General features: G+C 62.5%; 16 protein-coding genes. 6 read left to right on the top strand and 10 right to left on the bottom strand.

Features of this window, described 5'->3' with window-relative positions; all coding sequences use genetic code 11:
• Nucleotides 1-20 precede the first annotated feature (20 nt).
• Together BW992_RS23540 and BW992_RS23535 are read left to right on the top strand one after the other, a co-directional pair.
• Nucleotides 21-2,132, top strand: coding sequence for an ATP-binding protein (locus tag BW992_RS23540; protein ID WP_076407196.1), 2,112 nt, complete (start codon nt 21-23; stop codon nt 2,130-2,132).
• Between the two features lie 96 nt (nt 2,133-2,228).
• The gene (locus tag BW992_RS23535; protein WP_072394797.1) at nt 2,229-2,498 is read left to right on the top strand and encodes a hypothetical protein; all 270 of its coding nucleotides are present in this window, start codon (nt 2,229-2,231) and stop codon (nt 2,496-2,498) included.
• A 68-nt stretch (nt 2,499-2,566) separates the two neighbouring features.
• Here the strand turns inward: BW992_RS23535 and BW992_RS23530 are convergent, their stop codons facing one another.
• Complete coding sequence (locus BW992_RS23530; protein ID WP_072394341.1) at nt 2,567-3,088, bottom strand: DUF4142 domain-containing protein; 522 nt, start codon at nt 3,086-3,088, stop codon at nt 2,567-2,569.
• A 216-nt stretch (nt 3,089-3,304) separates the two neighbouring features.
• Here BW992_RS23530 and BW992_RS23525 point away from each other — a divergent pair, with 216 nt between their 5' ends.
• Nucleotides 3,305-3,541 (top strand): YdcH family protein, encoded by a 237-nt coding sequence (locus BW992_RS23525; RefSeq protein WP_072394344.1) that lies wholly within the window; start codon nt 3,305-3,307, stop codon nt 3,539-3,541.
• Between the two features lie 67 nt (nt 3,542-3,608).
• On the opposite strand, the gene BW992_RS23520 is transcribed toward BW992_RS23525, so the two are convergent.
• The 4 genes from BW992_RS23520 to BW992_RS23505 form a co-directional block, all read right to left on the bottom strand.
• Nucleotides 3,609-4,472, bottom strand: coding sequence for a LysR family transcriptional regulator (locus BW992_RS23520; protein ID WP_072458488.1), 864 nt, complete (start codon nt 4,470-4,472; stop codon nt 3,609-3,611).
• 63 nt (nt 4,473-4,535) lie between these two features.
• Entirely contained in the window at nt 4,536-6,254 is a 1,719-nt protein-coding gene (locus tag BW992_RS23515) for a hydrogenase maturation protein (protein WP_072394350.1), read from the bottom strand.
• A gap of 210 nt (nt 6,255-6,464) precedes the next feature.
• Nucleotides 6,465-6,782: an SCP2 sterol-binding domain-containing protein gene (locus BW992_RS23510; protein WP_072394353.1), complete on the bottom strand. Its 318-nt coding sequence runs from the start codon at nt 6,780-6,782 to the stop codon at nt 6,465-6,467.
• A 52-nt stretch (nt 6,783-6,834) separates the two neighbouring features.
• Entirely contained in the window at nt 6,835-7,545 is a 711-nt protein-coding gene (locus tag BW992_RS23505; RefSeq protein WP_072394357.1) for a histidine phosphatase family protein, read from the bottom strand.
• A 229-nt stretch (nt 7,546-7,774) separates the two neighbouring features.
• On the opposite strand from BW992_RS23505, the gene sohB reads away from it, so the two are divergent.
• Nucleotides 7,775-8,806, top strand: coding sequence for a protease SohB (gene sohB / locus BW992_RS23500; RefSeq protein ID WP_072394361.1), 1,032 nt, complete (start codon nt 7,775-7,777; stop codon nt 8,804-8,806).
• A gap of 124 nt (nt 8,807-8,930) precedes the next feature.
• Here sohB and BW992_RS23495 read toward each other — a convergent pair whose 3' ends face one another.
• From BW992_RS23495 to metH, 4 genes are all read right to left on the bottom strand, one after another.
• The gene (locus tag BW992_RS23495) at nt 8,931-9,425 is read right to left on the bottom strand and encodes a DUF934 domain-containing protein (RefSeq protein WP_053154313.1); all 495 of its coding nucleotides are present in this window, start codon (nt 9,423-9,425) and stop codon (nt 8,931-8,933) included.
• Nucleotides 9,409-11,067, bottom strand: a complete 1,659-nt coding sequence (locus tag BW992_RS23490) for a nitrite/sulfite reductase (RefSeq protein WP_076407195.1) — start codon at nt 11,065-11,067, stop codon at nt 9,409-9,411. Before BW992_RS23490 ends, BW992_RS23495 begins: the two co-directional genes overlap by 17 nt.
• A gap of 546 nt (nt 11,068-11,613) precedes the next feature.
• Nucleotides 11,614-11,832: a DUF2970 domain-containing protein gene (locus tag BW992_RS23485; RefSeq protein ID WP_072394366.1), complete on the bottom strand. Its 219-nt coding sequence runs from the start codon at nt 11,830-11,832 to the stop codon at nt 11,614-11,616.
• Nucleotides 11,833-11,924: 92 nt separating this feature from the next.
• Nucleotides 11,925-15,635 carry a methionine synthase gene (gene metH, locus BW992_RS23480; RefSeq protein WP_072394369.1) on the bottom strand — a complete coding sequence of 1,237 codons (3,711 nt, stop codon included), beginning with the start codon at nt 15,633-15,635 and terminating at the stop codon, nt 11,925-11,927.
• A gap of 154 nt (nt 15,636-15,789) precedes the next feature.
• Here metH and BW992_RS23475 point away from each other — a divergent pair, with 154 nt between their 5' ends.
• Nucleotides 15,790-18,081, top strand: coding sequence for a fatty acid cis/trans isomerase (locus tag BW992_RS23475; protein ID WP_076407194.1), 2,292 nt, complete (start codon nt 15,790-15,792; stop codon nt 18,079-18,081).
• 115 nt (nt 18,082-18,196) lie between these two features.
• Nucleotides 18,197-18,781: a Fe-S biogenesis protein NfuA gene (gene nfuA, locus BW992_RS23470; protein WP_024781251.1), complete on the top strand. Its 585-nt coding sequence runs from the start codon at nt 18,197-18,199 to the stop codon at nt 18,779-18,781.
• A gap of 108 nt (nt 18,782-18,889) precedes the next feature.
• Here nfuA and cobM read toward each other — a convergent pair whose 3' ends face one another.
• The gene (cobM, locus tag BW992_RS23465; protein ID WP_072394375.1) at nt 18,890-19,636 is read right to left on the bottom strand and encodes a precorrin-4 C(11)-methyltransferase; all 747 of its coding nucleotides are present in this window, start codon (nt 19,634-19,636) and stop codon (nt 18,890-18,892) included.
• Nucleotides 19,637-19,653: the final 17 nt, after the last annotated feature.

Genomic DNA, 19,653 nt, shown 5'->3' with positions numbered 1-19,653 from the left:
TCGAGGTTCAGAGTCGACCCATGCAGTTCTTATCCCAGCCTCATGGATGTCCCGGGTGGGACGGTGAAATGGCCCGGCGTATCCGGGCGTTCGATTGGAGCCGGACCGAGCTGGGCCCTATCGAACAGTGGTCCGCCAGCCTGCGCAGCGCTGTGCAGATATTGCTGGCGTCGCCCTTGCCGATGGTCATGCTATGGGGACGCCAGGGCTTCATGATCTATAACGATGCCTATGCCGAATTCGCCGGTGGGCGTCATCCCTACCTGTTGGGCTGCGCGGTGGAACTGGGCTGGCCGGAAGTGGCCGAGTTCAATCGCCACGTACTGGATGTCTGCCTGGCCGGCGGCACGCTGTCCTACCGCAGCAAGGAACTGGTCCTGCTGCGTGACGGCAAGCCCGAAGACGTGTGGATGGACCTGTTCTACAGCCCCGTGCCGGACGATGACCAGGCCCCGGCCGGCGTGCTGGCGATTGTCGTGGAAACCACCGAGCTGGTCCTGTCGGAGCGGGCCCGCCAGGAGGCGGAACGCAGCTACCGCGCGGTCAACGAACGCATCCAGCTGGCCCTATCGGCCGGGCCGCTGCTGGGCTCGTTTGTCTGGGACGTCCAGGCCGACACCCTGTCCGGCGACGAGCGTTTTGCCCGTACGTTCAACTATCCGCCAGACACGCCGTTGGAAGCATTGCCCATCGATATTGCCCGGCAGCGTATCCACCCGGATGACCTCGATGAGCTCAACCAGCGGGTCGAACTGACGTTGCGCACCGGAGCGCCTTTCAATGCCGAATACCGGGTACGAGGCCCTGGAGGCGACGACCTGTGGGTGCAGGCCAGCGGTCGATGCGAGTTCGATGCCTCGGGCGCCCCCCTGCGTTTTCCCGGCGTGCTGATCGACATCAACGAACGCAAGACCGCCGAAGCGTCCCTGCTCAGGTTCACGCGTGACCTGGAGCAGCGGGTGGCCGACGAGGTCCAGGCGCGGCTGGCGGCTGAAGAGCAGTTGCGCCAGTCCCAGAAGCTGGAGGCCATTGGCGGACTCACCGGCGGTGTGGCCCATGACTTCAACAACCTGCTGCAAGTGATCGCCGGCAACCTGCACCTGCTGGCTCGCCACGAGCCGGACAATCACAATGTGCAGCGCAGGATCAGCGCCTCCATCGAGGCGGTGGAGCGGGGCGCCAAGCTGTCTGCGCAACTGCTGGCCTTCGCCCGTCGCCAGCCCTTGTCACCGGCGGTCTACAACCCCCGGCGCATCTACGACGACCTGGGTGAATTGCTGCAACGGGCCCTGGGCGAGATCATCCGGATCGAAGTGACACTGCCCGACGAACCCTGGTGCATTCACGTGGACCGCAACCAGCTGGAAAACGCCTTGCTGAACCTGGCGATCAACGCCCGCGATGCCATGGACGGCGAGGGCACCATCCGGATACTGGGCGAGAACATCGTGCTCGACGAATCGTCCTGTGCCGGCAAAGGCATCGGCGCGGGGGACTATGTGCGATTGTCGGTGATCGACAGTGGCATCGGCATGCCACCGGAGATCCTCAGCCAGGTATTCGAGCCGTTCTTTACCACCAAGACCGATGGTCAGGGCACCGGGTTGGGGCTGAGCATGGTGTTCGGCTTCGTCAAGCAAAGCGGTGGCCATATCGAGATCGCCAGCGACCCGGGCAAGGGCACGCGGGCGCAGATGTATTTCCCTCGCAGCTACCAGCCTGAAGCCGGCGAGCAGACGCACCACTACTCGCTGCAGCCCGGCAGGCAGGAGACGATCCTGGTGGTGGAAGACAATGACGCGGTGCGCAGTGCATCGGTGGAGTTGCTGGAACAGTCCGGCTATCGAACCCTCACGGCCGCCAATGCCGATGCCGCCATGAAGTTGCTGCTCGAGGGGGTCAAGGTGGACCTGATCTTCACCGACGTGGTCATGCCAGGCCTGATCAAGAGTTCCGACCTCGCGGCCTGGGCCAAGGTGCAGACCCCGCCGGTGCCCGTGCTGTTCACGTCAGGCCACACGCGGGACATCATCTCGCGCAACCATCAACTGAGCCCCGATACCCATCTGCTGAGCAAACCCTACGGGCCGGATGCGTTGACCCGGATGGTCCGGTCGCTGCTAGGCGGCTGATGCTGCCCGCACAAACAAATGGAACCGAAGCCGTTGCGTTCCCTTCGAATGAACAAGGCCGGTCATCGACCCGGCCTCTGCCATGAAGAGGTGTCCATGAACGACGATCGCGCAAACTCTCAGCAACAAGGTCAGACGCAGACTCCGTCGCCGCGCAATGATCCGGCCATCGATCCCCAGGTGCCCGGCGCCAGCCCGGTCAGCCCGGCTGGAGCGGACCAGGCCCAGAGCGCCGCCGAAGAGGTCGATCAGAAAAAACGCCACCAGGATAACGACAACACCTTCAGCCCGGGTTTCAAGCCCGATCCTGACCGGCCGAAACCCGGCGACAGCACCGACGCCGATATCGACACCGACGGCGGCTGATCGAGCCGCGCAAAAAAAGGGTCGCCCTCAATGCGAGGACGACCCTTCTTTATTCACGGCTAGGAAGCCTACTTGCTGGGGTGTGCGGCCTGGAGTTTCTTGGCCATTTCCAGGTGGTGCTGCAGGTCCGGCAGCATCTTCTGGGCGAACGCCTTGAGTTCGGTGTTACCGGCTTTCTTGTCGTCGGTCACGGTCTCGGCTTCTTTCTTGAACAGGGCGATGGTTTCTTCGTGGGCCATGACCTGGTTGTTGGCATAGGCGGCGTCGAAGGACTCATCGCGCACTTCAAGGATCTTGGCCTTGGCCTTCTTCATGAGGGTGGTTTCGTCCGGCACCTCGATGTCGTGTTTCTTGGCCAGCGACATCAGCTCCTGGTTGGCCTTGGTGTGGTCGGCGATCATCTTGTTGGCGAACTCCTTGATGTCCGCCGAGGCACTTTTTTGCAGTGCCAGCTTGCTGGTCTCGATTTCCGCAATGCCACCGGCCGCCGCGTTGTCGACAAAGTCATTGGAACTCGCGGCCCATGCCATGCCCATGCTGGTACTCAGGGCAACTGCCAGGCCGAGTTGACGCAGGGTAAATCCGTCCATAGGTATGTCTCCGAACAGGTTGTACAAGTGATCTTGATGTCACTGTTCAATGGAGAGCGACGCGAGGCCAAAGGTTTGATTGCAAAGCGCTACGGTACGACGAACGGTCACCGTCGGTCGGATTGGCGGTCGACAGAACCCGCTTGTGGAGGCCATCCTGATAATCGACGAGCGCCGCAAAGGCGTTTGCCACCGAACCACCAAAGGAGGTGTTCCATGCCGGTGCCCCATGATTTGTGCCAGGATCTTGCTTGCACAAAAGACGAGATCCAGCAGAAGCGCAGCGAGAATCCAAGGTTGAATTCGTTGATTGAAAAGTACTCCCGACTCGACGCCGAAGTTGTCGAGGCCGAGAAGCCGACATCTGCGGGAATGCCTGACACAGACCTGGAAATCCTCAAGAAGGAGCGACTGATGATCAAGGACGAAATCGTGCGGCACTTGAAGACATAATCTGGTGGCGAGGGTTGTACTCCATAGGGCCGCGTAGCGGCCCTTTCCACGTCTGCACCGCAATGCTTCAGGTCAGCGGATCCCAGCGCTGGGACCAGTCGCTGCCGGCCCTGACGATGCCCCGCAGCACTTCGAACGCTTGTTGTAGCGCCGCCGAATCCCGATCCCGGGAATAGACCAGGTAGGTGGGGTAGTTGAATTCCGGCGCCTTGGGGACCCGCTCAAGGATGCCGCTGTCCAGGTAGCTCTGGACCACGCGTGTGCGGAAGTAGCCGCTGCCGCCGTTCTCCAGGATGTATTGCAGGGCCAGGGGGCCGAGGTTGAAGGTGACGGCGGCCTTGGCCTTGTCCGGCAGGGCCGTGTCGTGCTGGCGTCGGAAGTCGCTGCTCCAGTCGATGTACACGTAGGGCTCGGGGCAACTGGCCAATTGCACCAGGATCAGTTTTTCCTCCAGCAGCTGTTCCACCTGCAGCCGTGGCCAGTACTCGGGCTGATACACCACTGCCGCGTCCAGCAGGCCCAGTTCCAGTTGCTGCAACAGTTTTTCACCGTCGCGGATGTCCATGCGCAAGGCATGTCCGGGGATCTTCTGGCGCAGTTCCCGGGCCCAACCGAGCATCAACGGATTGCACAGGCTGACCTCGCCGCCAAGGTGCAGCACATTGCGATAGCCCTCGGGCAACGGCAGGTCCCGGCGAGCCGCCTCCCAGGTCTGCACCAGTTGATTGGCGTAGACGACGAACGCCTCGCCGTCGGGGGTCAGGCGTGCGCCGGCGCGATTGCGCACGAACAGCGCGCAGCCGAACTGGCTTTCGAGCTTCTGGACCCGGGCGGTGATCGCCGTCTGGGTGACATGCAACTTGTCCGCCGCGGCGGCGAGGCTGCCGTGACGGACGATTTCCAGGAAGGTACGGGCGAGGTCGATGTCCATGTTCAAGCCGATGCAGGGGAAGCGGGCATTGTAAGAGCTGGCCCGCTTCCCCGATACCGGCAGTCACCGGGCGGCTTCGGCCTCTGTCGCCCGGGCCCATGGCGCGACCAGGCGCTCAGGCGTACCGCAGGCCTTGCGCTTGAACACGAAATGCCGGCATTTCTCGGCGAAGCCGCGGCGATTGCCCACCATGTCGCGGTGCATTTCCTTCAACTCGCCGTCACGACACGCCTGGATCGCCGGCAAGCTCCGTTCGGCCTTGCGGACCCGGATGGCCTCATACGCCGGATCGAGCCAGGCGCCGTTGGCCCGTTGCAACAGCCACAGGCCGAACTCGTCGGGGCAGCGCGGACCGATTTCCTGGACCATGCCATAACGCAACGCCTGCCGGGCGCTGATGGGCAGGCACTCCTGGGTCAGCTTCCAGGCCATGTCCGGGCCGACCGCCCGGGGCAGGCTGTAGGTCCAGTATTCGGAGCCGTAGAGGCCCATGGTCGCGTAGTGGGGATTGAGCACGATGTCGCTGCGCGCCAACACGATATCGGCCGCCAGGGCCAGCATCACGCCGCCAGCCCCGGCATTGCCCGTCAGGCCGCTGACCACCAGTTGCCGGGCGCTCAGCAACTCCAGGCAGACATCATCGATGGCCTGGATGTTGGCCCAGGCCTCCAGGCCGGGGTCGGCGGCGGCCTGGATCACGTTCAGGTGCACACCGTTGGAAAAGCTGCCGCGTCCGCCCCGGATCAACAGCACCCGGGTATCCCGGGACTTGGCCCAGCGCAGAGCGTCTATCAGCCGCCGGCATTGTTCGGTGCTCATCGCGCCGTTGTAGAACTCGAACGTCAGCTCGCCTACGTGGCCGCATTCGCGATAACGGATGGGTTGGTAGGCCTCGTCGCTGAAGGGTCGCCGGGCCAGCGAGCCGTCCAGCACCGGGACGTCGTCCAACTGCCCGGCCAGCACATGGCGCGCCGGTCGCTTGAAATTCTGTTCGCCGGGCTGCGGTTTGCGGCGCAGGGAGCCGATCCACAGGCTCGCATCACCGGTGGCTACCAGCACCGCATCGTCACGCACGGCCAGCAGCGCGCCAGGCAGGCCTCTGCGGACATCCGGATGGGCGTCGTAGAGATAGAACTGGCCACCGGCCAGGCTTGCCAGCACGCCTGGCTGACCGTCGGCGGCATCGATGCAGCGTTTGATGAATGCGGTGCTGTCATGCCAGCTGAAGGTCCGGTCGTCCTGGGTCATGTTCGGTTGCAGGCGGCCGACCACGTCACGGCGGTTGTAGTCCAGGGGCACCGGGACGAAACCATTGCCGAACTTTTCCACGACCTCTCGGATACAACGGATGGCCGCATCGCTCACCAGGCCGTTGTACAGTTCGGACTTGCGCAGGCCTTCGGGCAACTTGAACTCGCTGGTGGCCCAGATCGGTCCGGCGTCCATTTCCTCCACGGCCTGCAATGCCGTCACGCCCCAGCGTTCGGCTTGCCGCATGATGGCCCAGTCCAGGGCGCTGGCACCGCGATCGCCGACAATGCCAGGGTGGATGATCACCACCGGACGGCGGGCGTTGCGCCACAGCCGTTCCGGCACCCGGTCCTTGAGAAACGGGCAGATCACCAGGTCGGCGCGGCTCTCTTCGATTTGCCGGCATACCGTGGCGTCATCGCTGAACAGCACCACGCTGGGGCGATGACCGGCCTCGCGCAGGTCCAGCCAGGCGCGTTGGGTCAGGCCGTTGAACGCGGTCGACAGCACAATGATCTTCAGTGCGGGCATGGGTCTCTTTCCTTGAGATGAACGGGCACAGGCTCCCGATGAGCCGTCCCTGGCCTTGATGGAGGCGTCAAGTTAGCGGCTGAGGGGCGAGGGTGAACTGACGAGGATCAAGGTTGTGTGCCTTGGGAGACTCGGGAAGGCAGAAACACGAATCCCGCCTGGGGGCGGGATTCGTTGGCAGCCGGGCAGCGCCCGCGAGGGCGCCTGGTCTCAGGCCGGGAACAGTTCGGATAGCTTCATCGACAGCATCATGTCGCCTTCGACGCGCAGCTTGCCACCCATGAAGGCCTGCATGCCGTCGGTTTCGCCGCTGACGATGCCCTTGAGGGTTTCGCTGTCCATGACTAGTGTGCAGTTGGCATCGGCGTTTTCACCTTCCTGCAATTCACAGGTCTGGTTCTTGACGATGAGGGCGTACTGCTTGTTTTCATCGGTGATGTTGAAACCGAACACCAGGTCCAGGCCTTTGGCGGCTTCGGCGTTGAACTTGGCTTTCATCTTTTGTACGGCGTCGACTACGGAGGTCATGGTTTCGATCCTTATTCGGGTGGATACAGCAAGGGTCTGCGGTAACTCGACCTCAACGAAAGGTGATGAGGTCCGGGGTCCTCAACAGTTGCAGGTGGGCATGACTGTTGAAGGAAGCCAGGGCGACCTCGCGCCCCCTGAATTTCAGGTGGTTGAGCGAGGTGTTGACGATTTGCCAATTCAATTCGAAGGCCTGCGGGGCAGGGATCCGGGTGATCAGGTGAAGCAGGGCGGTGATGGTGCCGCCGGAGGTGAACACGGCGATCTTGTGGCTGCTGTCGGCCTGGTCCAGGAGGCGGTGCAGGCCGGCCTGGACCCGTTCCACGAACCCCAGCCAGCTTTCCAGCCCGGGTGGGTCGTATCGGCCGCTGAGCCAGCGCTCGACGATCAAGGCGAAGATGCGCTGGAACTCGGCGCGGTTCTGTGGGGCGTTGCGCAGGATGTGGAGCGCTTCGGGTTCCTGGGGGAGCATGTCCGGCAGCAGGGCGCGAATCACCGCGTCGGCGTCGAACTCGTTGAACGCAGCGTCGATTTCCAGCTCGGGAACCGGCAAGCCGGCGGCGGACATCCGGCCCAGCGCGCCCGTGGCGGTGTCCTGCTGACGACGCAGGTCGCCCGAGAGGCAACGGTCGAATACGACACCGAGTTCCGCCAGGTGACTGCCGAGCACTTGGGCCTGGCGTACGCCATTGGGCGAGAGGACGTCGTAGTCGTCCGCACCAAAGGAGGCCTGGCCATGTCGAATCAGGTAGATGCTGCCCACGTCCGCGTCATCCCGGTACGTTGAAGGTCTGGCGAGGTTATGAGGATGGCGGTGAGCTGTCAATGAAAAAACATACGCTTGTTTGAAATGCCCGTTACAGCCTTGTCCAGCCTCGTCTTGTGTAAGGTAACCATAGGTTTCCCGGCTGGCAGCGACGCGGGTGCATGGGTATGCTGGGAGCGTCTGGTATCCGCCTGCGAGCGGTGGGTTGAATCTATTAGGAGTCATCGTGGAGTTTTTTATCGAATACGCCGGTTTCCTGGCCAAGACTGTGACGCTGGTGATCGCCATACTGGTGGTATTGGCCAGTTTTGCAGCCCTGCGCAGCAAGGGGCGGCGCAAGACGGCCGGTCAGTTGCAGGTGAGCAAACTCAACGATTTCTACAAAGGGTTGCGTGAGCGCCTGGAGCAGACGCTGCTGGACAAGGATCAGCTCAAGGCCCTGCGCAAGAGCGAAGGCAAGGCTGACAAGGCGAAGAAGAAACAGAAGGACAAGCCCGCCACCAAGGCCCGGGTCTTCGTGCTGGACTTCGACGGTGATATCAAGGCATCGGCCACCGAGAGCCTGCGGCATGAGATCACCGCGCTGTTGACCCTGGCGACGCCCAAGGACGAAGTGGTGTTGCGCCTGGAGAGCGGTGGCGGCATGGTCCACAGCTACGGCTTGGCCTCTTCGCAACTGGCCCGGATCCGCCAGGCCGGCATACCGCTGACGGTGTGCATCGACAAGGTCGCGGCCAGCGGCGGCTACATGATGGCCTGTATTGGCGAGAAGATCATCAGCGCGCCTTTCGCCATTCTTGGCTCCATTGGCGTCGTGGCCCAGTTGCCGAACGTCAATCGCCTGCTGAAGAAACATGACATCGACTTCGAGGTCCTCACCGCCGGTGAATACAAGCGCACGTTGACGGTCTTTGGCGAAAACACCGAGAAAGGCCGGGAAAAATTCCAGCAGGACCTGGACATCACCCACCAGCTGTTCAAGCGCTTCGTGTCCAGCTACCGCCCGCAACTGGCCATCGATGAAGTCGCTACCGGTGAGGTCTGGCTGGGTGTCGCGGCGTTGGACAAGCAACTGGTGGACGAACTGAAGACCAGTGACGAATACCTGGCCGAACGGGCCAAGAGCGCCGAGCTGTATCATCTGCACTACGCCGAACGCAAAAGCCTGCAGGAGCGTATTGGCATGGCCGCCAGCGGCTCGGTGGACCGGGTACTGCTGAACTGGTGGAGCCGTCTTACCCAGCAGCGTTTCTGGTAACTCCCCTTACCGCCGATCGTCGTGGGGGCAGGCTCGCTCCTGCGCGGGGCTGCTGCTCATCGCGACCACAATGAAAAAGCCCTGACCCGGTGTACCGGGTCAGGGCTTTTTTTATCGAACGCTATCAGCGCCGACGAAACAGCGGCAACGGTTCGTCAGTCGCTGCCTGGTAGGTCACCGAAAAGTCCTTGAGGCTTTCTAGGGCTTCGTAGGGGTCTTTGTCGGCCCGCAGGGCAAAGGCATCGAAACCGCAGCGGCGCATGTAGAACAACTGGTCGCGCAGGACGTCGCCAATGGCTCGCAGCTCGCCCTTGAAGCCGTAGCGGTCGCGCAGCAGGCGTGCGTTGGAATAGCTGCGCCCATCGGTGAACGCAGGGAAATTCAGCGCGATGACCTGGAACTGATTGGCGTCGTCGCCGATTTCTTCCGCTTCCTCGTCGGCGTCCAGCCATACACCCAGGCCGCCGTCACGGGCCTGCAGGGCGCGAGCGTGATCACGCCACAAGGCCAGGGGCACGATCAGGTCGTCGCAGTTGGAGATGCCATCGAGAGTCGCGTCCTTGGGCAACAGGTGCCAGGTTTCGTCGATGACCTCGTTGTTCTTAATGATTCGCTGCATAGACGCGTTCCTTGAAGAGGTCGATGCCGATACGTTGATAGGTGTCGATGAACCGCTCGTCTTCGGTACGTTGTTCGATGTACACGTCGATCAGCTTCTCGATCACGTCGGGCATGTCATCCTGCGCAAACGACGGGCCGAGGATCTTGCCCAGGCTGGCCCCGCGGGTACCGCTGCCGCCCAGGGAGACCTGATAGAACTCCTCGCCTTTCTTGTCCACACCCAGGATGCCGATATGGCCCACGTGGTGGTGACCGCAGGCGTTCATGCAGCCGGAAATGTTCAGGTCCAGTTCGCCGATGTCGAACAGGTAGTCCAGGTCGTCGAAGCGACGCTGGATCGATTCGGCGATCGGGATCGACTTGGCGTTGGCCAGGGAGCAGAAGTCTCCCCCCGGGCAGCAGATCATGTCGGTCAGCAGGCCGATGTTCGGCGTGGCGAAACCTTGCTTGCGCAATTCGCCCCACAGGGTGAACAGCTGGCTTTGCTCGACATCCGCCAGGATGATGTTCTGCTCGTGGGAGGTGCGCAGCAGGCCGAAGCTGTAGCGGTCGGCCAGGTCGGCCACGGCATCGAGCTGCTTGTCGGTGATGTCGCCGGGGGCGACGCCGGTCGGCTTCAGGGACAAGGTCACCGCGACGTAACCCGGCTTCTTGTGGGCCAGGGTGTTGCGGGTACGCCAGCGGGCGAAGCCTGGGTGTTCCTTGTCCAGCGCAGCCAGTTCGGCGTCCTGATTGGCCAGGGTCTTGTACTGCGGGTCGACGAAATGCCGGGCGACCCGATGCACTTCGGCTTCGGTCAGCGTGGTCTGGCCACCGCGCAGGTGGACCATCTCGGCCTCGACCTTCTCGGCGAACACTTCAGGGGTAAGGGCCTTGACCAGGATCTTGATCCGCGCCTTGTATTTGTTGTCGCGACGGCCGTAGCGGTTGTAAACCCGCAGGATGGCGTCGAGATAGCTCAGCAGGTCCTGCCAGGGAAGGAACTCGTTGATGAACGAGCCCACCACCGGGGTACGGCCGAGCCCGCCGCCCACCAGTACCCGGAAGCCCAGCTCGCCCTCGGCGTTGTAGACCGCCTCCAGGCCGATGTCGTGGACTTCGATGGCCGCGCGATCCGAGGTCGAGCCGTTGATGGCGATCTTGAACTTGCGCGGCAGGTAGGCGAATTCCGGGTGGAAGGTGGTCCACTGGCGCACGATCTCGCACCACGGACGCGGGTCGATCAACTCATCGGCCGCGACGCCGGCGAACTGGTCGGTGGTGACGTTGCGCAGGCAGTTGCCGCTGGTCTGGATGGCATGCATCTGCACGGTCGCCAGCTCGGCCAGGATGTCCGGTACGTCTTCCAGGGCCGGCCAGTTGTATTGGACGTTCTGCCGGGTGCTGATGTGAGCGTAGCCCTTGTCGTAGTCACGGGCGATCTGGGCCAGTTTGCGTACCTGGCGCGAGGCCAGTTGGCCATAAGGCACCGCCACGCGCAGCATGGGGGCGAAACGCTGGATATACAGGCCATTCTGCAAGCGCAGAGGGCGGAATTCTTCTTCGCTCAGCTCGCCTGCCAGATAGCGTCGGGTCTGATCACGGAACTGCTTGACGCGGTCCTCGATGATCCGCTGATCGTACTCGTCATATACGTACATATAAGTCTCGGTCTCAGGCTTGGGCCGATCAGAAACAGCTGCGTGTTGGCTCGCTGGAATCGGGTTCTGCCTCGGCAATTCTGCGCGCACGGCCGCGCACTCCTAGGGGAGCCGGTGCAAGATACCTGTTTTGGGTTATGCGCAAAAGTGATGTTTGAGTATATGTAAAGAACCAAATCGACTAATGAGATTGATTATTGGCTAACCCACATTTGTCGTGCGGGCAATCATCGTCTTAACTGTGGTCGAGTCCCCATGCAATCACCTAAAAAACCGACAAGAGGCGATGCAATGAGCAATCCGACCAAAGCAAGGAAAAGCGACAGTACCGTTGATGCCTGGGCCATCCTGTTCCTGATTATCCTGGTGGTGGGCACCGCTGTGTTCTGGGTCAGTCACCAGTGAACGGTTGATCCCTGGCGATGAAAAACCTGTGGGAGCGAGCTTGCTCGCGATAACGGTGTACCAGTCGACCTCAATCCGACTGAACCACCGCTATCGCGAGCAAGCTCGCTCCCACAAGGTCGTGTGTTGTGTTGGAGAGCGCTACAGCCCCGCCAGGTGCACCACCAGCTTGACTATGCCAAACAGCGTCAGCGCGAAGACCACCGTGAACGCGATGCCCAGGATCACGAAGTGGCTCGGTTTGCCGTGGGTGAAATCCCGGGCGCGGTTCTTGCCGCTCTGCACCCCGAAAGCGGCAGCCAGTACGCTGTGTACCATCTGCAACAGGGTGGGCGGCTTGTTGTCGACTGGATCGTCCATAAATCCCTCGTCTGCCATGGGTCTGGGACAAGCATAGACAAAAGATCGCGACCTGCCGCGCCGTAGGCCGCGATCCTGTCAGTTACGCCGCCTTAGCTGTCGTAGCCCAGGTTCGGCGCCAGCCAGCGCTCGGTCACGCTCAGTTCCTGGCCCTTGCGGGCGGTGTAGCTCTGGACCTGGTCCTTGTCGATCTTGCCCACGGCAAAATACTGCGCCTGGGGATGGGCGAAATACCAACCGCTGACCGCGGCCGCCGGGAACATGGCGTAATGTTCTGTGAGGAACACACCACTGCGCCCGGCCTTCATTTCGCTGGCCTGGGGATCGAGCAGGCGGAACAGGGTGGCTTTCTCGGTGTGATCCGGGCAGGCCGGATAGCCAGGGGCAGGGCGGATGCCGGTGTACTGCTCCTTGATGAGGGCTTCGTTGTCCAGGTTCTCGTCCTTGGCATACCCCCAATAGTCCTTGCGCACCTGTTGGTGCAGCCACTCGGCGCATGCCTCGGCCAGACGGTCGGCCAGGGCCTTGACCATGATCGAGTTGTAGTCGTCGCCAGCATCCTGGTAGGCCTTGGCCACTTCCTCGGCGCCGATGCCGGCGGTGGTGATGAAGCCCCCGACATAGTCGGTCACGCCGCTGTCCTTGGGGGCGACGAAGTCGGCCAGGGAAAAATTCGGCTTGCCGTCGGTCTTGATGATCTGCTGGCGCAGGTGATGCAGGCGGGCCATCGGCTTGCCGTCCTCGCCATAGACCTCCAGGTCGTCGTCATGCACCTGGTTGGCTGGCCAGAAGCCGAACACGGCGCGGGCGCTGATGAGTTTTTCGTCGATCAGTTTGCGCAGCATCGCCTGGGCGTCGGCGTACAGCGCGGTGGCGGCTTCACCGACCACTTCGTCGGTGAGGATGCGCGGGAACTTGCCAGCCAGGTCCCAGGAGATGAAGAACGGTGTCCAGTCGATGTATTCGGCCAGCACGTCAAGGTCGATATCCTCCAGTACCCGGGTGCCGGTGAACGTCGGCTTGACCGGCTGGTAGCTGCTCCAGTCGAACTGTGGCTTCTTCGCCACGGCCGCCGAATAGCTCAGGCGTTCGGTGCGGGCGCTGCGGTTGGCGGTGCGCTCGCGAACCTCCTGGTAATCCTGCCGGGCCTTCTCGACGAAGGCGGGCTTGAGCTCCTTGGACAGCAACTGCGTGGCCACGCCCACGGCGCGGGACGCGTCGGTCACGTAGATCACCGCATCGTTGCTGTACTTGGGCTCGATCTTCACGGCCGTATGGGCCTTGGAGGTCGTTGCGCCACCGATCATCAGCGGCAGGTGGAAATCCTGGCGCTGCATCTCGCGCGCCACATGCACCATTTCATCCAGAGAAGGGGTGATCAGGCCGGACAGGCCGATGATGTCGCATTTCTCGTCCCGGGCCACCTGCAGGATCTTCTCGGCAGGCACCATCACACCCAGGTCGACGATGTCATAGCCGTTGCAACCCAGCACGACGCCGACGATGTTCTTGCCGATATCATGGACGTCGCCCTTGACCGTCGCCATCAGGATCTTGCCCTTGGCTTCCGGCTTGTCGCCTTTTTCCGCCTCGATGAACGGGATCAGGTGGGCCACCGCCTGTTTCATCACCCGGGCGGACTTGACCACCTGGGGCAGGAACATCTTGCCGGCGCCGAACAGGTCGCCGACGATGTTCATGCCGGCCATCAACGGACCTTCGATCACTTCGATCGGGCGGGCGAAGGACAGGCGTGACTCTTCGGTGTCTTCGACGATATGGGTGGTGATGCCCTTGACCAGCGCGTGTTCCAGGCGCTTGTTGACGTCCCAGTTGCGCCACTCCTCGGTTTCCGCTTCCTTGACGCTGCCGTCGCCCTTGTACTTGTCGGCGATGGCGAGCAGGGCGTCGGTGCCTTCCGGGGTACGGTTGAGGATCACGTCTTCCACCGCATCGCGCAGTTCCACCGGGATCTGGTCGTAGATTTCCAGTTGGCCGGCGTTGACGATGCCCATGGTCAGGCCCGCGCGGATCGCGTACAGCAGGAACACCGAGTGGATCGCCTCGCGCACCGGGTTGTTGCCCCGGAACGAGAACGACACGTTGGACACCCCGCCGGAGGTCAGCGCGTACGGCAGTTCGTCGCGGACATAGGCGCAGGCATTGATGAAGTCCACGGCGTAGTTGTTGTGCTCTTCGATACCGGTGGCGACGGCGAAGATGTTCGGGTCGAAGATGATGTCTTCCGGCGGGAAGCCGACTTCGTTGACCAGGATGTCGTAGGAGCGCTTGCAGATTTCCTTCTTGCGCGCCTCGGTGTCGGCCTGGCCGGCTTCGTCGAAGGCCATCACCACCACGGCGGCGCCGTAGCGCTTGCACAGCTTGGCGTGATGAATGAACTGCTCGACGCCTTCCTTCATGCTGATGGAGTTGACGATGCCCTTGCCCTGGATGCACTTGAGACCGGCTTCGATCACTTCCCATTTGGAGGAGTCGATCATGATCGGCACGCGGGAGATGTCCGGTTCACCGGCGATCAGGTTGAGGAAGGTCACCATGGCCTTCTTCGAATCGAGCATGCCCTCGTCCATGTTGATGTCGATCACCTGGGCGCCGGCCTCGACCTGCTGCAGCGCCACTTCCAGGGCTTCGGTGTAGTTGTCCTCGCGGATCAGCCGGGCGAACTTGGCGGAACCGGTGATGTTGGTCCGCTCGCCGACGTTGACGAACAGCGAGTTGCGATCGATGGTGAACGGTTCCAGGCCCGACAGGCGGCACGCTCGGGGGATCTCCGGGATCTGCCGCGGCGCGTAGCCGGCCACGGCCTTGGCGATGGCTTCGATGTGCGCCGGCGTGGTGCCGCAGCAACCGCCGACGATGTTCAGGAAGCCGCTCTGGGCGAACTCCTCGATGACCTTGGCGGTCTCGGCCGGCAGTTCGTCGTACTCGCCGAACTCGTTGGGCAGGCCGGCGTTCGGGTGAGCCGAGACGTGGGTGTTGGCCTTGTTCGACAGCTCTTCCAGGTACGGCCGCAGTTCACTGGCGCCCAGGGCACAGTTCAAGCCTACGGAAATCGGCTTGGCGTGGGCCACGGAGTTCCAGAAGGCTTCGGTGGTCTGGCCGGAGAGGGTGCGGCCGGAGGCGTCGGTGATGGTGCCGGAGATCATGATCGGCAGTTCGACGCCCAATTCCTCGAATACGCCCTGCACGGCGAAGATCGCAGCCTTGGCGTTCAGCGTGTCGAAGATGGTTTCGATCAGGATCAGGTCGGCGCCGCCATCGATCAGGCCCTTGGTGGCCTCGGTGTAGTTCTCCACCAGTTCGTCGAAGGTCACGTTGCGGTAACCGGGGTTGTTCACGTCCGGCGACAGCGAGCAGGTACGACTGGTGGGGCCCAGCACGCCGGCAACGAAGCGCGGCTTGTCCGGGGTTTCCAGGGTCTTGGCATCGGCTACCTGGCGGGCCAGGCGCGCACCTTCCAGGTTCAGCTCGTAGGCCAGGCCCTGCATGCCGTAGTCGGCCTGGGAGACCTGGGTGGCGTTGAAGGTGTTGGTTTCCAGGATGTCGGCGCCGGCATCCAGGTAGGCTTTTTCGATGGAGCCGATGACGTCGGGGCGGGTCAGCACCAACAGGTCGTTGTTGCCCTTGACGTCGCTCGGCCAGTCGGCGAAGCGTTTGCCGCGGTAGTCCTGTTCCTCCAGCTTGTAGCTCTGGATCATCGTGCCCATGCCACCGTCAAGGATCAGGATACGTTCCTTGAGGGCCTGCTGGAGAAGATAAAGGCGAGCGCTGCGATCGGACATAGGACTACCTGGAAAAAAAGCCATTGCGAAGGCCGGGATGATATCAAACCTGTGCAGGATTTGATCTCGACTGGCTTTTACATGAATGTCGCTCATGTTTGCATCGGAGTGCTGGCCCGGTAGAATCGCCGGATCATTTCCCAGGGACCGAGACATGCCGTACCGCGTCTTATTCGGCAGTCTGTTGCTGCTGTTGTCATTTCACGCAGTAGCCAAGGATTCCGTTTCAGCGCTTTCCTACACGCGCGACATCCAGCCGATCTTTACCGAGAAATGCGTGGCGTGCCACGCCTGCTATGACTCCGCCTGCCAACTGAACCTGGGCAGTGCCGAAGGCGCCACCCGTGGCGCCAGCAAGCTATCGGTATACGACGGCGAGCGGCGCCAGGCCGCTGTACCCACTCGCTTGTTCTATGACGCTTCCGGTCCGCACGCCTGGCAGCGCAAGGGCTTCTATTCGGTGCTCGATGCCCAGGGCAGCCAGGCGGCATTGATGGCGCGGATGCTGGCGCTGGGGCACGGCGCGCCGTTGCAACCCAACGCCAAGCTGCCGCAAGACATCGTGCTGGGGCTCGACCGGGACAACAGTTGCCCCATGCCGGGGCAATTCGATCAATACGCTGCGGCACACCCCAGGGAAGGCATGCCCCTGGCCGTCACGGGCCTGACCGACCAGCAATACCAGACCTTGCAGCGTTGGCTGGCCTCCGGCGCGCCTGTCGACCAGCAAGCCCTGGCTCCAAGCGCCGCCGAAGCCCTGCAAGTGTTGCAATGGGAGAACCTGCTCAACGCCCCCGGCGCCCGTGAAAGCCTGGTTGCCCGCTGGCTGTTCGAGCACTGGTTCCTGGCCCACATCTACTTCAAGGATGGCGAGCGGGGGCATTTCTTCCAGTGGGTGCGTTCGCGCACACCGTCCGGCCAGCCGATCGACCTGATCAACACCCGACGCCCGAACGACGACCCCGGCACCCGGTTCTATTACCGCCTCTGGCCGGTGCAGGGGGTGATCGTGCACAAGACGCACATCACCTATGGGTTGAGCGCGGCCAGGATGGCGCGGATCAAGAGCCTGTTCTACAAGGGCGACTGGCAGGTCACGGCATTGCCGGGCTACGGGCCGGAGCGCCGTTCCAATCCGTTCTCCACCTTCGAGGCGATCCCGGCCCAGGCTCGCTACCAGTTCATGCTCGACAGTGCCGAGTATTTCGTCCGGACCTTCATTCGTGGCCCGGTGTGCCGGGGCCAGATTGCCACGGATGTGATTCGCGACAACTTCTGGGCCCTGTTCCAGGCCCCTGAGCATGACCTTTACATCACCGACCCGAACTACCGCGGCCAGGCCACGCCGTTGCTGGCGATGCCAGGGCAGAACGATGACGTGGGCAGCGTCCTCAGCCTGTGGCTCGATTACCGCGACAAGCGCAACGAGTACGAAGCTTTGCGGCGGGACAATTACGCCGATGTGCCGGCCCCGAGCTGGTCGAACCTGTGGGCCGGCAATGACAACGCCTTGCTGAGCATTTTTCGCCACTTCGACAGTGCCTCGGTCACCAAGGGCCTGATTGGCGACGTGCCGCAAACCTTGTGGCTGTTCGATTTCCCGTTGCTGGAGCGCACCTATTATCAGTTGGCGGTCAATTTCGATGTGTTCGGCAATGTTTCCCACCAGGCCCAGACCCGGCTCTACTTCGACCTGATCCGCAACGGCGCGGAACAGAACTTCCTGCGCCTGATGCCTGCCGATTCGCGGGAAGGCTACCTGGATGACTGGTACCAGTCCGGCGGCAAATTCAAGATGTGGCTGGATTACGAGGCCATCGACAACGACAAGCCGACCGCGCTCAAGCTTGACGAGCGTGACCCCAAGCGGGATTTCGCCCGGCAATTGCTGCTCCGTTACGGAGAGCTGAACGCGCGGCCCGACCCGATCAATCGTTGCGACGGCGCCTATTGCTCGCGTCCGAACATCGACCCGGACCTGCAGAGTGCCGAACAGGCCCTCAGTCGCCTGGTTTCAAGGCCGGCAGCGGGGCTTGGCGTGATCCACCACTTGCCCGAGGCGACCATGCTGCGCATCGAGACCGCCAGTGGCCGGCGGGAGGTCTACAGCCTGCTGCGCAACCGCGCCCACAGCAATGTGGCGTTCCTGCTGGGTGAAGCGATGCGTTACCAGCCTGGGCTGGACACCCTGACGGTGTACCCCGGCGTGCTCAGCAGCTACCCCAACTTCATGTTCAACATCCCGGCCGGGCAAGTGCCGGCGTTCGTCGAGGCCATGGAGCATGCCGAGGATCCCCAGGCTTTCGAGCGGATTGTCGAGCGCTGGGGCATTCGTCGCAGTCACCCGCAATTCTGGTACTACTTCCACGATCTGAGTCGTTATATCCAGGAAACGGAGCCCCTGGAGGAGGGGGTGCTGGATATGAATCGCTACCAGAACCTCTGATGGGCGCGCCCGGCGGCAGACCTTGCGGCGCCGGGTGCTTTCCCGACAAAAATACTGGGACTTTGTCCGGCGCCCTGATTGGCGTAAACTGCCGGCAAGCCTGCGAGGAGTTCCCATGACCGCCATAACCATTACCGATGCCGCCCACGATTACCTGGCCGACCTGCTGTCCAAGCAGAACACCCCGGGAATCGGGATCCGCATCTTCATCACCCAGCCTGGCACCCAGTACGCAGAGACGTGTATCGCCTATTGCAAGCCAGGTGAAGAAAAGCCCGAAGACACCGCGCTGGGGCTCAAGAGCTTCACCGCCTACATCGATTCCTTCAGCGAAGCGTTCCTGGACGACGCGGTGGTGGACTATGCCACCGACCGCATGGGTGGCCAGCTGACCATCAAGGCGCCGAACGCCAAGGTTCCGATGGTCAACGCCGACAGTCCCATCAATGAGCGCATCAACTACTACCTGCAAACCGAGATCAACCCAGGGCTGGCCAGCCACGGCGGCCAGGTGTCGCTGATCGATGTGGTGGAAGACGGCATCGCCGTGCTCCAGTTCGGTGGCGGCTGCCAGGGCTGCGGCCAGGCCGACGTGACCCTCAAGGAAGGCATCGAGCGCACTTTGCTCGAGCGCATCCCGGAGCTCAAGGGCGTGCGCGACGTGACCGACCATACGCAGAAAGAAAACGCCTACTACTGAATACGTGTTCGCCGCGGATTGTGTGTGGCGGGGGAGCAAGCTCCCTCGCCACAATAGTTTCTGCCGTCAGCCTGTACCCCCGTCCCTGTGGGATCTGGGTTGGCTACGTCAAGGCCTGTAGAGATGCGCATGCCCGGCGCGGTACAGCGACGATTCGCTGAACACATCATTGCCCAGCACCCGTCCCACCAGGATCAACGCCGTTCGGCGCAAACCCTTGGCCTGGACCTTCCCGGCGATATCCGCCAACGTCCCCACCACCCAATCCTGATCCGGCCACGTCGCCCGGTGGATCACCGCAATCGGGCAGTCGCCGCCGTAGTGGGGCAGCAGTTCGTCGACGATCTTTTCCAGGTGATTGACCCCCAGGTGAATCGCCATGGTCGCCCGGTGCTGTGCCAGATTGCCCAGTTCTTCCCCAGCAGGCATCGGGGATTTATCGGCGTAACGGGTGAGGATCACGCTCTGGGAGATATCCGGCAAGGTCAGTTCGCTGCCCAGCAGGGCTGCGCAGGCTGAGGTCGCGGTCACGCCCGGGATGATCTCGAATGGAATGCCAAGTGCCCGCAGGCAGCGAATCTGCTCACCGATGGCGCCGTACAGGCTTGGGTCGCCGGAGTGCACCCGGGCCACGTCCTGACCTTTGCGGTGGGCGGTTTCCATCAGCCCGACGATCTGTTCCAGGTGCAGTTCGGCACTGTTGACCACTTGTTCGGCGCAATGGCCATCGAGCACGGCGCTCGGCACCAGGGAGCCGGCGTAGATGATCACCGGGCAACTGCGGATCAAGCGCTGGCCCTTGACGGTGATCAGTTCCGGATCGCCGGGGCCGGCGCCGATGAAGTACACGGTCATGACCGGCTCCTGTGGAA

Origin of the sequence: Pseudomonas sp. 7SR1, assembly GCF_900156465.1 — a bacterium.
GTDB lineage: Bacteria > Pseudomonadota > Gammaproteobacteria > Pseudomonadales > Pseudomonadaceae > Aquipseudomonas.
Note: the sequence above shows the minus strand (reverse complement) of the source record. Positions and strands in the feature narration are given on the sequence as shown.

Bases quoted from the DNA above. Each gene is read 5' to 3' on its own strand.
- BW992_RS23540 (WP_076407196.1), top strand. From the start codon at position 21: ATGCAGTTCTTATCCCAGCCTCATGGATGTCCCGGGTGGGACGGTGAA.
- BW992_RS23535 (WP_072394797.1), top strand. From the start codon at position 2,229: ATGAACGACGATCGCGCAAACTCTCAGCAACAAGGTCAGACGCAGACT.
- BW992_RS23530 (WP_072394341.1), bottom strand. From the start codon at position 3,088: ATGGACGGATTTACCCTGCGTCAACTCGGCCTGGCAGTTGCCCTGAGT.
- BW992_RS23525 (WP_072394344.1), top strand. From the start codon at position 3,305: ATGCCGGTGCCCCATGATTTGTGCCAGGATCTTGCTTGCACAAAAGAC.
- BW992_RS23520 (WP_072458488.1), bottom strand. From the start codon at position 4,472: ATGGACATCGACCTCGCCCGTACCTTCCTGGAAATCGTCCGTCACGGC.
- BW992_RS23515 (WP_072394350.1), bottom strand. From the start codon at position 6,254: ATGCCCGCACTGAAGATCATTGTGCTGTCGACCGCGTTCAACGGCCTG.
- BW992_RS23510 (WP_072394353.1), bottom strand. From the start codon at position 6,782: ATGACCTCCGTAGTCGACGCCGTACAAAAGATGAAAGCCAAGTTCAAC.
- BW992_RS23495 (WP_053154313.1), bottom strand. From the start codon at position 9,425: ATGCAGCGAATCATTAAGAACAACGAGGTCATCGACGAAACCTGGCAC.
- BW992_RS23490 (WP_076407195.1), bottom strand. From the start codon at position 11,067: ATGTACGTATATGACGAGTACGATCAGCGGATCATCGAGGACCGCGTC.
- BW992_RS23485 (WP_072394366.1), bottom strand. From the start codon at position 11,832: ATGGACGATCCAGTCGACAACAAGCCGCCCACCCTGTTGCAGATGGTA.
- metH (WP_072394369.1), bottom strand. From the start codon at position 15,635: ATGTCCGATCGCAGCGCTCGCCTTTATCTTCTCCAGCAGGCCCTCAAG.
- BW992_RS23475 (WP_076407194.1), top strand. From the start codon at position 15,790: ATGCCGTACCGCGTCTTATTCGGCAGTCTGTTGCTGCTGTTGTCATTT.
- nfuA (WP_024781251.1), top strand. From the start codon at position 18,197: ATGACCGCCATAACCATTACCGATGCCGCCCACGATTACCTGGCCGAC.
- cobM (WP_072394375.1), bottom strand. From the start codon at position 19,636: ATGACCGTGTACTTCATCGGCGCCGGCCCCGGCGATCCGGAACTGATC.